At 73.3% G+C, this 12,341-nt stretch carries 12 protein-coding genes; 9 read left to right on the top strand and 3 right to left on the bottom strand.

What is annotated here, in order from left to right:
* Window positions 1-263 precede the first annotated feature (263 nt).
* The 4 genes from scpB to ADY59_RS43565 all read left to right on the top strand — a co-directional run bounded on the left by scpB (window position 264) and on the right by ADY59_RS43565 (window position 4,472).
* The gene (scpB, locus tag ADY59_RS43580) at window positions 264-836 is read left to right on the top strand and encodes an SMC-Scp complex subunit ScpB (RefSeq protein ID WP_049576055.1); all 573 of its coding nucleotides are present in this window, start codon (window positions 264-266) and stop codon (window positions 834-836) included.
* Window positions 833-2,905, top strand: coding sequence for a pseudouridine synthase (locus ADY59_RS53050; RefSeq protein ID WP_231619176.1), 2,073 nt, complete (start codon window positions 833-835; stop codon window positions 2,903-2,905). Before scpB ends, ADY59_RS53050 begins: the two co-directional genes overlap by 4 nt.
* A 71-nt stretch (window positions 2,906-2,976) precedes the next feature.
* Window positions 2,977-3,336, top strand: a complete 360-nt coding sequence (gene aroH, locus ADY59_RS43570) for a chorismate mutase (RefSeq protein ID WP_049576041.1) — start codon at window positions 2,977-2,979, stop codon at window positions 3,334-3,336.
* A 17-nt stretch (window positions 3,337-3,353) separates the two neighbouring features.
* A complete protein-coding gene (locus ADY59_RS43565) occupies window positions 3,354-4,472 on the top strand; it encodes a prephenate dehydrogenase (RefSeq protein WP_049576039.1) in 1,119 nt (372 codons plus the stop codon).
* Between the two features lie 71 nt (window positions 4,473-4,543).
* Here the strand turns inward: ADY59_RS43565 and ADY59_RS43560 are convergent, their stop codons facing one another.
* The gene (locus tag ADY59_RS43560) at window positions 4,544-4,738 is read right to left on the bottom strand and encodes a DUF2795 domain-containing protein (protein WP_049576037.1); all 195 of its coding nucleotides are present in this window, start codon (window positions 4,736-4,738) and stop codon (window positions 4,544-4,546) included.
* A gap of 20 nt (window positions 4,739-4,758) precedes the next feature.
* Window positions 4,759-5,613 carry a glycosyltransferase family 2 protein gene (locus tag ADY59_RS43555; RefSeq protein ID WP_082310854.1) on the bottom strand — a complete coding sequence of 285 codons (855 nt, stop codon included), beginning with the start codon at window positions 5,611-5,613 and terminating at the stop codon, window positions 4,759-4,761.
* Between the two features lie 105 nt (window positions 5,614-5,718).
* Between ADY59_RS43555 and ADY59_RS50780 the strand changes: the two genes are divergently transcribed.
* From ADY59_RS50780 to aspS, 5 genes are all read left to right on the top strand, one after another.
* Complete coding sequence (locus ADY59_RS50780; RefSeq protein ID WP_053175730.1) at window positions 5,719-6,333, top strand: TetR/AcrR family transcriptional regulator; 615 nt, start codon at window positions 5,719-5,721, stop codon at window positions 6,331-6,333.
* Window positions 6,333-7,691: a carotenoid oxygenase family protein gene (locus ADY59_RS43545; RefSeq protein WP_049576031.1), complete on the top strand. Its 1,359-nt coding sequence runs from the start codon at window positions 6,333-6,335 to the stop codon at window positions 7,689-7,691. The genes ADY59_RS50780 and ADY59_RS43545 overlap by 1 nt, the downstream gene beginning before the upstream one ends.
* Before the next feature lie 52 nt (window positions 7,692-7,743).
* Window positions 7,744-8,403: a (d)CMP kinase gene (gene cmk, locus ADY59_RS43540; protein ID WP_082310852.1), complete on the top strand. Its 660-nt coding sequence runs from the start codon at window positions 7,744-7,746 to the stop codon at window positions 8,401-8,403.
* Between the two features lie 28 nt (window positions 8,404-8,431).
* Entirely contained in the window at window positions 8,432-9,826 is a 1,395-nt protein-coding gene (der, locus tag ADY59_RS43535; protein ID WP_049576029.1) for a ribosome biogenesis GTPase Der, read from the top strand.
* A 295-nt stretch (window positions 9,827-10,121) separates the two neighbouring features.
* Entirely contained in the window at window positions 10,122-11,387 is a 1,266-nt protein-coding gene (gene aspS / locus ADY59_RS43530) for an aspartate--tRNA(Asn) ligase (protein WP_156326107.1), read from the top strand.
* 27 nt (window positions 11,388-11,414) lie between these two features.
* On the opposite strand, the gene ADY59_RS43525 is transcribed toward aspS, so the two are convergent.
* On the bottom strand, window positions 11,415-12,341 hold a 927-nt coding region (locus ADY59_RS43525; protein ID WP_049576043.1), incomplete at its 5' end, for an MFS transporter.

The raw sequence follows: 12,341 nt of genomic DNA, 5'->3' as shown, positions 1-12,341 counted from the left end.
TCATTGCGACCCTGGCGGAGGCTGCCGAGCGTCCGCTGGACGCCGCTGCGGTCCCGCCGGATGCGCTGGACGTCGTCGTGCCCTCGGCGGACGCTGCCGAGTTCCCGCCGGCATCGGACGCGACCCTGGCGGAGGCTGCCGATCCTCCCTCCGGCGCCGGTGCGGCGAGTGGAGGGACGGCGGGGTCCGGCGCGAGGCGTGCGGAGGAGGCCGGGGAGCCGGTCCGCGGGGGGCTCCGGGAGGAGGCGGGTGCCGATGGACAGGTGGAGGACATCGAGGCGGCGGCCGGTGAAGGGCCGGAGCTGAAGGCTGCGCTGGAGGCCATCCTGCTGGTGGTCGACGAGCCCGTGGCCGAGGTGACGCTGGCACAGGTGCTGGAGAGACCCACGCATGAGGTGGCGGCGGCCCTGCGGGAGCTGGCCGGGGAATACACTTCGGCCGGGCGGGGTTTCGACCTGAGAGAGGTCGCGGGCGGCTGGCGTTACTACACGCGCGCCGATTGCGCCGCTCTGGTCGAGCGGTTCGTACGCGACGGCCAGCAGACGCGGCTGACCCAGGCCGCACTGGAGACTCTCGCGGTCGTGGCCTACCGGCAACCGGTGAGCCGCGCCCGAGTCGCCGCCGTACGCGGCGTCAACAGCGACGGCGTCATGCGGACGCTCGTCGCGAGAGGGCTGGTCGAAGAGGCCGGCACCGACCCGGAGAGCCAAGCGGTGCTCTACCGGACAAGCTCATACTTCCTTGAACGTCTGGGACTGCGGGACATCAGCGAGCTCCCCGAGCTCGCGCCCTTCCTCCCCGACGACGTGGAAAACCTCGAGGAGACAACAAAGTGATCAACAGGCGAAGCACCCCGTCCGGTGAGGGACGCGGTCGAGGACGCACCGGCGGCTCCGGCCGCGGCGGGCGTCCCGCCTTCCGCTCGGACGACCAGCGCGGCGGCAACCGCCGCGACGACTTCCGCAGCGGTTCCCACCGAGACGGCGAGCGCGGCGATTCGCGCCGCGACGACACCCGCGGCGATTCGCGCCGCGACGATTTCCGCGCCACCCGCAGGGGCGAGCGCGGCGGCTTCCGCGACGACCGTGGGGACCGCCCCGGCTCGCGTGGCGGCGGCTTCCAGGGCCGCGCCGACTCGCGCGGCGGCCGCGACGACCGCGCCGGTTCGCGTGGCGGCGGCTTCCAGGGCCGCAGTGACTCGCGTGGCGGCGGCTTCCGCGACGACCGCGGGGAGCGCCCCGGCTCGCGCGGCGGCGGCTTCCAGGGCCGCGCCGACTCGCGCGGCGGCCGCGACGACCGCGCCGGTTCGCGTGGCGGCGGCTTCCAGGGCCGCAGTGACTCGCGTGGCGGCGGCTTCCGCGACGACCGCGGAGATCGCGCCGGTTCGCGCGGCGGGGGGTTCCAGGAGCGCGGTGGCTCTCGTGGAGGAGACTTCCGGGGGCGTGATGAGCGCGGGTTCCAGGGGGACCGGCGGGCCGGGGCCCGTGATGGGCGCGGTGACCGTGACGGGTTCCGTGATGAGCGTGAGGGGTTCCGCGGGGATCGGCGCGGGGCCCGGGACGACCGCGGCGGGTTCCGTCCTGAGGGGCGGGGCGACGGTGAGCGCGGGTTCCGCGGTGAGGGCGGGCGTGACGCGCTGCGCGCCGACCGTGGTGGGTCCCGCGCCCGCTACGGCCGTCCCGACGGACGCGACGCCCGCGAGCGTACGGGCTTCGGCGGCGACAGGCACGAAAGCCGCGGCCGGTACGAGGGCCGCGGCCGGTACGAGGGCCGCGACGCCTCCGGACCCCGCGACAGCGGTAGCCGTGAGCCCGGATACCGCGACTCCGGTACGCGCGGCTTCGGGCATCGCGATTCCGCGGAGCCGAGGGAGCGCGGGGGGTTCCGGGCCGATCGGAGCGGGCGCAGGGACGACGCGGCACAAGGTGGCTCCCGGGGCCGGTTCGGCCGGCGTGACGACTCCGGGCGCGGCGGGCGTACCTCTGGGCGTGACGGCGTGCAGACCATCGGCGGCACGCGCCGCGACGGCGGGAAGCGCGACGGCGGCTACGGCGAGGGCCGAGGCCGCGGCGACGGCGGCGGGCCGGCTCGTGACCGGTTCAAGACCGCGCGTCAGCCCATGCGCGACCGGGACTTCTACCCCGAGGGCTACACCGACGAGCGTGACACCACCGAGGTGCCGGACGGGGTGCGGCTGCAGAAGGTGCTCGCGCAGGCGGGCGTGGCCAGCCGCAGGGCCTGCGAGGAGATGATCGGCGACGGCCGCGTCACCGTGAACGGGCAGGTGGTGCGCCGGTTCGGGGCCAAGGTGGACCCGGCGGCGCAGGTGATCCACGTCGACGGCAAGCGCATCCCGACGGCCCCCGACCTGGTCTACTACGCGCTGAACAAGCCGATCGGCGTCGTGTCCACCATGGACGACCCGCAGGGGCGGCCGTGCCTGGCCGACTTCGTGGAGGAGCTGGCGCCGAGGCTGTTCCACGTGGGCCGGCTCGACACCGAGACCGAGGGCCTGCTGCTGCTCACCAACGACGGCGAGCTGGCCAACCGGCTGACGCATCCGAGCTACGGGGTGCAGAAGAAATACTGGGCCAAGGTGCCCGGGCCGATCCCGCGTGACCTGGGCCGCAGGCTCAAGCAGGGGATCGAGCTGGAGGACGGCCTCGCCAGGGCCGACAGCTTCGCCATTGTGCAGGAGCACGCCCAGCAGGCGCTGGTCGAGGTCGTGCTGCACGAGGGCCGCAAGCACGTCGTGCGCCGGATGCTGGAGGAGGCCGGTCACCGGGTGATCGACCTGGCCCGGATCGAGTTCGGGCCGGTCAAGCTGGGGCGTACGAAGCCGGGCACCGTCAGGGCGCTGTCCCTGAAGGAGGTCGGCGAGCTTTACGCCGCCGTGAAGCTGTAACCTGGCCCAGAACGCAGGAGCCCGTGCGAATCTCCGCACGGGCTCTCCCGCTTACCGAAGGGGCGAAGCGCATGGTGCGGGCGATCCGCGGGGCGATCCAGGTGACTGCCAACGACCGTGCCTCGATCATCGAGGCCACGACCGAACTGGTCACCCAGATCATGGAGCGCAACGAGCTCACCACGGACGACGTGATCAGCGTGCTGTTCACGGCGACGCCCGACCTGACCGCGGAGTTCCCCGCGCTGGCGGCCCGCAAGCTGGGTTTCCACGAGGTGCCGCTGATCTGCACCACGGAGATCGACGTGCCGGGCGCGCTGCCCAGGGTGGTGCGGCTGATGGCGCACGTGGAGACCGACCGGCCGCGTTCGGCCGTGCAGCACGTCTACCTGCGGGGCGCCGTCGCGCTCCGGCAGGACATCGCTCAATAGATCCCGGGACGACGACAATGGCCACCGAACTGCGCACCGTGCTGGTTGTGGGCACCGGTCTCATCGGCACCTCGCTGGCGCTGGCCCTGCGCCGCAAGGACGTGCGGGTGCTGCTCGCCGACCGCGACCAGGGCGCCGTGCGGCTGGCCCGCGAGCTCGGCGCGGGCGAGGAGTGGCAGCCGGGCACGGGAAGTACGGGCGGCGCGGAAGGCGCGGACGGGCCGGTGGCCGATCTCGCGGTGATCGCGGTGCCGCCGGGCCATGTCGCCACCGAGCTGCTGGAGCTGCAGAAGCGCGGCGTGGCCCGCTTCTACACCGATGTGGCCAGCGTCAAGGCCGAGCCGATCGACCAGGCGGCGCGGCTGGGGTGCGACCTGGCGGCGTACGTGGCCTCGCACCCGCTGGCCGGTCGTGAGAGGTCGGGGCCGGGGGCGGCGCGGGCCGACCTGTTCCTGGGCCGGCCGTGGGCCTACTGCCCCACCGGGGAGGCGTCGGGCGAGGCCGTCGCGGCCGTGCTGAGGCTGATCGAGCTGTGCGGCGCCAACCCGGTCGAGGTCGACGCGGCCGACCATGACAGGGCCGTGGCCGTCGTCTCGCACGCGCCGCACGTGGCCGCCTCGGCGGTGGCCGCCCGGCTGGCCGACGCCTCCGACGTGGCGCTCGGGCTGGCGGGGCAGGGCGTGCGCGACGTGACGCGGATCGCGGGCGGCGATCCGGGGCTGTGGCTGGGCATCCTGTCGGGCAACGCGGCGCCGGTCGCCGAGGTGCTGGAGGCGGTCTCCCGCGACCTGGCCGACGCCGCGACGGCGCTGCGCGCGCTGGCCGGGGGCGACGGCGCCGCGGGCGGCGAGGTCACCCAGCTGCTCAAGCGTGGCGTGGCCGGTCACGGGCGCATCCCGGGCAAGCACGGCGGCCCGGCGCCGGCGTACGTGGTCGTGCAGGTGGTCATCGGCGACCGTCCCGGTCAGCTGGCCCGGCTCTTCCAGGTCTGCGACGAGGTCGGCGTCAACGTCGAGGACGTCCGCCTGGAGCACGCGCCCGGTCTGCCGCTGGGTGTCGCCGAGCTGTCGGTGCAGCCCGGCTCGGCGGGACCGCTCAGCGAGGCCCTCGTCGAGCGCGGCTGGCAGGTGCCCTAGCCGGTTCACCGTCCGTGAGCACGGCGACGGGTCCCGGTGGAAGCCCACCGGGACCCGCCGCGCGCTGATGATCAGTGCTGTGCGACCGCCTGGCTGACGGCGTTCGGGCCGTCGTACTGGCGGTCGGGCATGGCTTCCAGCGCCTTCAGCGTGGCCTGGTCGGCCCCCTGCCGGCGGGCGGCGGCGATCAGGTCGGCCTTGGTGGCCGGGTAGTCGACGCCCTTGAGGTGCTTCTGGAGCTGGATCGGGTTCGATGCAGTAGTCATAACCCAGTGCTACCCTATCGTCACGATTTGTAACCGTTGTCCAGCAGGCGGCGTGCGCGTTCGACGTCGGGCGGCAGCTTCCGGCGCTGCGCCAGGGCCCGTCCCAGCCGGGGCAGAGCCGTACGCAGGCCGTGCCAGCCGCGCGGGCCGCGTCGTACGGCGTCGAGCGAGAGCAGGGCCACCACCGGCCACGGGCGGCGCAGGACGGCCGTGAGGACGGCGTTGCGCACCGCCAGCGACTGCCGGCCGGAAGGGTCGCGGGGCGGCGCCGGGTGGTGGTGGGCCACCACGTCGTCGACGTAGGCCAGCCCCCAGCCGCGCGCGGCCAGGTCCACCGCCAGGCGCTCCTCCTCGCCGAAGAAGAAGATGACGTCGTCGAAGCCGCCCGCCTCCAGGAACGCCTCCCTGCGCACCACCGCCCCGCAGGCGAGGAAGCCCAGCACGCTGGGCCCCGGCAGGTCGGCGGCCGTGCCGAGCGGGGAGCACCGCATCCGCTCGCTCACCGGGTCGAGCCGCTGCCGCTCGCCCACCAGCACCCGCGCGCCGAGCACGGCCAGCCGGGGGCAGGCGTCGAACGCGTCGGCGGCCCGTTCCAGCGCGCCCGGGGCCCACCAGGAGTCGTCGTCGGCGAACGCCACGTACGGCGTCTCGGCCAGCCGGACGCCCACGTTCCTGGCGGGCGCGCCGAGGTTGCGGCCCGCCTCGACCACCCGCACGTGCGGGAAGTGGCGCCGGACGAAGCCGGAGGTGCCGTCGGTGGAGCCGTTGTCCACGAGGATCACCGGCCCCGGATGGCGGGGAAGCGAACGTTGCAGCGCACGCAGCCGGTTCATGGTGGCCACGACCACCGTCACCCGGCCGGGGTTGTCGGTCACACGGCCTCACCTTTCCGGTGAGAGACGGCTTACTCCCGTTGACGGTGCGGCGGGGCATGGGTTAGAAAGGCGGTAACAGTGTTACCGCACAGAAACGGTGTTACCGTGACCGTGTACCAGCAGGCCCAGCGCGAAGGCCAGGACGTCGTCCGGGCCGCGATCCTCGACACCGCCACCCACCTCCTGGCGAGCGAGGGCCCCGCGGCGCTGACGGTGCGCCGGATCTCCGGTGCGGCCGGATGCTCGACGAAGGTGATCTACACCCTCTTCGGCGGCAAGGACGGGCTCGCCGAGGCGCTCTGGCTGGAGGGATTCGCCAGGTTCGAGCAGCGGCTGCTGTCCGTGCCCGGCGACGACCCGCTGGCCCGCCTGCTGGCCGGGATCGCGGCCTACCGGGCCTACGCGCTGGACGAGCCCGACTACTACCGGGTCATGTTCCAGGGCGCGGTGTCCGGGTTCGAGCCCGGCAACGAGGCGGCGCAGGCGGCGCGCCGGACCTTCGACCTGCTCGTGACCTGGGTCCAGCGCTGCCTGGACGACGGGCGCCTGCGCGGGGCCGCCGCCGTGGAGATCTCCGACGTGCTCTGGATGGCCATGCACGGCGCGGTGAGCCTGGAGATCTCCGGCTACTTCGAGCCGGAGGAGGCCGAGGCGCGCTTTCGGCTGCTCTGGACCTCGGTGCTCCACCCCTTCCTGGCTCCCGACGAGAGGATCAGCTGATGGCCACCCCGTACCGGGGCGGATTCACCCCCGCGACCGAGGAGATCACCGCGTACGACCTGCCGGTCACCGGCCGCGTCCCGGCCGAGCTGAACGGCCGCTACCTGCGCAACGGCCCCAACCCGCTCGGCCTCGACGACCCCGGCGCCGCCCACCTGTTCCTCGGCGCCGGCATGGTGCACGGCGTACGGCTGCGCGACGGCCGAGCCGAGTGGTACCGCAACCGGTGGGTCCGCAACGCCGACGTCGCCGGCCGGCTGGGCGAGCAGCCCAGGTCCGTGCTGGCCCACGAGGGCATGGACTTCTCGCCCAACACCCACGTGATCGGCGTGGCCGGGCGCACGTACGCGACGATGGAGGCCGGCGCGCTGCCGTACGAGCTGGGCTACGAGCTGGAGACCCTGGGCCCGTGCGACTTCGACGGCGGCCTGCCCGGCGGCTACGCGGCCCACACCCACCTCGACCCGGTCAGCGGCGAGCTGCACGCGATGGCGTACTACTTCGGCTGGGACCACCACCAGCACATCGTGCTCGACGCCAAGGGCACGGTGATCCACACGCGCGACATCCCGATCGCCGACAAGCCGATGATGCACGACTTCGCGCTGACCGGGCGCTACGTCGTCCTGTACGACCTGCCGGTGACGTTCAGCATGCCCCACGCCGAACGCGGGTCGCCGATGCCGTACGCGTGGAACGAGGAGCACGGCTCGCGCGTCGGCCTGCTGTCGCGCGCGACCGGCGAGATCCGCTGGGTGGAGATCGAGCCGTGCTGGGTCTTCCACACGCTCAACGCCTACGACGACGGCGCGCAGGTGGTCGTCGACGTGGTCAGCTACCCCAAGAGGTTCGTCGACGCCCGCCTCGACCTCGGCGGCGAGCCGTCGCTCGACCGGTGGCGGATCGACCCGGCGACCGGCACGGCGAGCCGGACCCGGCTGGACGACCGGGCGCAGGAGTTCCCCCGGATGGACGAGCGGCGCACCGGCAGGCCCTACCGCTACGGCTACACCGCCGCCGCCCGCGACCTGGTGGACGTCATCTACCCCGGCGACGCCGAGCTGGAGGACCTGCCCGACGAGGCGTTCGACAACACGCTCATCAAGCACGACCTGGCGCGCGGCACCCAGCAGCAGCGGCAGTTCGGCCGCGGCGCGTACGTGGGCGAACCGGTGTTCGTCCCCGCCGGCGACGCCGAGGACGACGGGTACGTGCTCTCCTTCGTCAACAACCCCGACCGGGGCGCGGCCGACCTGGTGATCCTCCCGGCGCAGGACTTCACCGGCGACCCGGTCGCCGTCGTGCACCTGCCCGCCCGGGTCCCGCTCGGCTTCCACGGGAGCTGGGTCGCCGACTGACGGGAGGCGGTAGCCTCTTCAGGTTGGGTGAAGAACCTGAAGAGGGAGAGTCGTGACCGGTCTGGTCGTCGTCGCCATGGACGGCCCTTCGGGGTCGGGCAAGTCGAGCGCGTCGCGGGGTGTCGCCCGCGCGCTGGGTCTGCGCTACCTGGACACCGGCGCCCAATACCGGGCCATGACGTGGTGGATGCTCAAGCAGGGCGTCGACCTCACCGACCCGGCCGCGATCGCCGCCCGCTGCGGCGAGGCCGAGATCGTCTCCGGCACCGACCCCGACGCCCCGTCCATCCACGTCGGCGGCACGGACGTGTCCGGGCCGATCCGCGAGGACGAGGTGACCGGCGCGGTCTCCGCGGTCGCGGCGGTCCCGGAGGTGCGCGCCCGGCTGGTCGCGCTCCAGCGGGAGATCATCGGCGCCGGCGGCATCGTGGTCGAGGGCCGCGACATCGGCACCGTCGTCGCCCCCGGCGCCCCCGTCAAGATCTACCTGACGGCCAGCGCCGAGGCCCGCGCCCTGCGGCGCTCCGCGGAGCTGACCGGCACCACGGCCGAGGTGCAGGTCGCGGCCATGGCCAGGCGTGACACCCTGGACTCAACACGCAAGACGGATCCACTCTCGATGGCGGCTGGCGCCATCGAGCTCGACACCACCGCGCTCAACCTCGAAGAGGTCGTCGCGGAGGTGCTGAGACTGGTCAAGGAGCGCACCTGAGGGTGCGGGACTCATAAGGACGAACACTGTGTCAACGGGGGATTGGGTCGAGGCCGACCTCGACGATCTCGAAGTATCCGAAGAGCCGGCCGACAGCGGCCCGCTCCCGGTCGTGGCCATCGTCGGCCGGCCCAACGTGGGCAAGTCGACACTGGTCAACCGGGTCATCGGCCGCCGTGAGGCGGTCGTCGAAGACGTGCCGGGCGTGACCCGCGACCGCGTCACCTACGAGGCCAACTGGCGTGGCCGCCGGTTCACCGTCGTCGACACCGGCGGCTGGGACCCCGACGCCACCGGCATGAACCTGCGCATCGCCGAGCAGGCCCAGGTCGCCGTCGAGCTGGCCGACGTCATCGTGTTCGTGGTCGACGCGACCGTGGGCGCCACCGACGCCGACGAGATCGTCGGCTCGGTGCTGCGGCAGTCCGGCAAGCCGGTCATCCTGGCCGCCAACAAGGTCGACAACCAGCAGGTGGAGCTGGAGGCCGCGGCGCTGTGGTCGCTCGGCCTGGGCGAGCCCTACCCGGTCTCCGCCCTGCACGGCCGCTCCAGCGGCGACCTGCTCGACGTGGTGCTCGACGCGCTGCCCGAGACGCCCGCGGTCACGTTCGGCGAGCAGCGCGGCCCCTACCGGGTGGCGCTGCTCGGCAAGCCCAACGTGGGCAAGTCGTCGCTGCTCAACAAGCTCGCGGGCGAGGAGCGGGTGCTGGTCGACCCGATGGCGGGCACCACCCGCGACCCGGTCGACGAGCTGATCGAGCTCGGCGGGCGCACCTGGCGCTTCGTCGACACGGCCGGCATCCGCCGGCGCGACCGCGAGCTGCAGGGCGCCGACTTCTACGCCGCCATGCGCACCAGGGCCGCGCTGGAGCGCTCGGAGGTGGCGATCGTGCTCATCGACGCCAGCGACCCGCTCACCGAGCAGGACCTGCGCATCATCACGCTGGTCATCGAGTCCGGCCGGGCCATGGTCGTCGCCTTCAACAAGTGGGACCTGGTCGACGAGGACCGCCGCTACTACCTGGAGAAGGAGATCGACCGCCAGCTCGTCCGCACCCCGTGGGCGCTGCGCGTCAACATCTCCGCCAAGACCGGCCGCCACATGGACCGGCTCGTCCCGGCCCTGGAGAAGGCGCTCGACTCGTGGTCGACCCGGGTGCCGACGTCCAGGCTGAACGCGTTCCTCACCGAGCTCATCCAGCAGACTCCGCCCCCGGTGCGCGGCGGCAAGCAGCCGAAGATCCTGTTCGCCACCCAGGCGTCCATCGAGCCGCCCAAGTTCGTGCTGTTCACCTCGGGCTGGCTGGAAGACACCTACCGGCGCTTCATCGAGCGGCGCATCCGCGAGGAGTTCGGCTTCGCCGGATCGCCGATCGAGGTGACGATGAAGATCCGCGAGAAGCGTCAGAAGAAGGACCGCTGACGTCCAGCGCTTTGCCCCGCGCCCGCCGATCCGGATAGCATCCACGGCAACGCGTGGACGGAGACGAGTAACCGGGGACCGGCGCGGGTCCGAGAGAGCCGCCGGCCGCTGTGAAGGCGGCCCCGCGCCCCCCGGTGAAGACACTCCCGAGTGCGAGGAGGAAATGCCTCGCCGGCCTGACCCCCGTCATCGGGTCGTGGAGGCCGCCCCTCGCGGGCGGCGAAAGTGCGGTGGCACCGGGAGCTCCCTTCTCCCCCGCACTCCCAAGGGGTCATGCAATCCGCAAGGAGTTGTGATGATCTCTCGTGTACTGTCCGCCGAACTCGCCGAGTTCACCGGACGACGAGTGACGATCGCCGGCTGGGTCCATCGCCGCCGGCTGCTGAAATCCGTGTCCTTCCTCATCGTCAGGGACCGCGCCGGGCTGGCCCAGGTGGTCTTCCCGGACGACGCCCTGCCGGGCGAGGAGAGCGTCGTCGAGGTCACCGGGACCGTGACGGCCGGCGAGCGGGCGCCAGGCGGCGTCGAACTCACCGACCCCGAGGTACGCGTGCTGGCCGAACCGGTCCAGGCGCCGCCGTTCGACCTCTACCGGCCGACGATCCCCGCCACACTGCCGACGGTGCTCGACCACGCCCCGGCCGCGCTGCGCCACCCGGCGCTGCGGGCTCCGCTGGAGATCTCCGCCGCGTCCGTCGCCGGGTTCCGGGGCGCGCTCGACCGGCTCGGCTTCACCGAGATCCACACGCCGAAGATCGTCGCCTCGGCCACCGAGTCCGGCGCGAACGTCTTCGGCATCGGCTACTTCGGCCGTCCCGCCTACCTCGCCCAGTCGCCGCAGTTCTACAAGCAGGCGATGGTCGGCGTGTTCGAGCGGGTCTACGAGGTGGGGCCGGTCTTCCGCGCCGAGCCGCACGACACCGTCCGCCACCTCGCCCAGTACACGAGCCTCGACGCCGAACTCGGCTTCGTGCGCGACCACCGCGACGTCATGGCGGTGCTGCGCGAGGCCCTGGCGGGCATGCTGGAGTCGGTACGGGAACGCGCCGCCGGCGCGCTCGGCACCCTCGGCGTCCGGCTGCCCGAGGTGCCGCGGGAGATCCCCGCGATCCACTTCACCGAGGCGCAGCGGATGACGGGCGAGGACGAGCCGGACCTCTCGCCCGCCCAGGAGCGGTGGCTGTCGGAGTGGGCGCTGGCCGAGCACGGGTCGGAGTTCCTGTACGTGACCGGCTACCCGATGTCCAAACGGCCCTTCTACACCCATCCCGACCCGGCGCGTCCCGGCTACTCCAACGGCTTCGACCTGCTGTTCAGAGGGCTGGAACTGGTGACCGGCGGGCAGCGGCTGCACCGGCACCAGGACTACCTGGACGCCCTCGCGGCCCGGGGTGAGAGCGCGGAGCCGTACGAGGGCTACCTCCGGACGTTCGCGTACGGGATGCCGCCGCACGGCGGGTTCGCGATCGGGCTGGAGCGGTGGACGGCGCGGCTCACCGGCGCCGCCAACATCCGGCAGGTCACCGCGTTCCCGCGCGACCTGCACCGCCTCTCGCCGTGACGGACGGGTGACCCGCCGCCCGGCGGGTCACCCGTTCCTCGGCATGAGCAGGGCGACGCCCGCGCCCGCCAGGCAGATGAACGCGGTCACCAGGAACATCTCGGTGTACTCGACGTGCAGGGCCGCCTCCACCTCGGCCGTGTACGCGGCCAGCCGCTCGGCGTAGACCGCCGCGTCGACGCCGAACGGGAGCGGCGTGTCGAGGTGCGCGGTGAGGGACTGGAAGCGGTAGAAGCCCCAGGCGGACACGGCGGCGATGCCGATGAGCATGCCCATCATCCGCGCCACCACGACCGCCGACGAGGCCACCCCGTGCTGGCGGGGCGGTGTGAGCCGCAGCACCGCCGCCGACACCGGCGCGATGACCAGGCCCACGCCCAGGCCCGCGACCACCAGGGTGCCGTCGACCAGCGCCCGCGCGCCCGCCAGCGCCAGCGGCCACCGGCTCATCAGCGCGTAACCGCCGGCGGCCACCAGCAGGCCCGCCACGGTCACCGGCCGGTCGCCCAGCCGGCGCGCCAGCAGCCCGCCCAGCAGCGCGCCGACGGGCAGCGCGATGAGGAACCGGCCGAGCACCAGCGCGCCGTCCAGCGCGTCCAGGCCGAGCAGCGTCTGGGCGGTGAACTGGACGAACACCATCGTCACCAGCAGCGCCGCGCCCGTCAGGAAGCTCACGGCCAGCGTGGCCAGCAGCGGGCCCTTGCGTACGCGGGACAGGTCCAGCAGGCGGACCGGGGAGCGCACCTCCCACCACACGAACGCCGCCCCTACCACCAGCCCGACCCCGATCACCGGCGGGCCCCACGGCGGCAGGACGGCGTTGGCGGGATCCGGGTTGTACAGCCCCACCACGAGCATTGCCAGCGCCAGCGCCAGCAATCCGCCGCCCACCAGGTCCACCGGCTCGCCGCCGCCCCGCCGCCCCGGACGGGGTCGCCGGGGTGAGTGCGGGGT

The organism is Nonomuraea sp. SBT364, assembly GCF_001083785.1.
GTDB lineage: Bacteria > Actinomycetota > Actinomycetes > Streptosporangiales > Streptosporangiaceae > Nonomuraea.
Note: the sequence above shows the minus strand (reverse complement) of the source record. Positions and strands in the feature narration are given on the sequence as shown.

Coding starts and splice junctions, on each gene's coding strand:
- ADY59_RS43565 (WP_049576039.1), top strand. CDS start 3,354: ATGGCCACCGAACTGCGCACCGTGCTGGTTGTGGGCACCGGTCTCATC.
- ADY59_RS43560 (WP_049576037.1), bottom strand. CDS start 4,738: ATGACTACTGCATCGAACCCGATCCAGCTCCAGAAGCACCTCAAGGGC.
- aroH (WP_049576041.1), top strand. CDS start 2,977: ATGGTGCGGGCGATCCGCGGGGCGATCCAGGTGACTGCCAACGACCGT.
- aspS (WP_156326107.1), top strand. CDS start 10,122: ATGATCTCTCGTGTACTGTCCGCCGAACTCGCCGAGTTCACCGGACGA.
- ADY59_RS43545 (WP_049576031.1), top strand. CDS start 6,333: ATGGCCACCCCGTACCGGGGCGGATTCACCCCCGCGACCGAGGAGATC.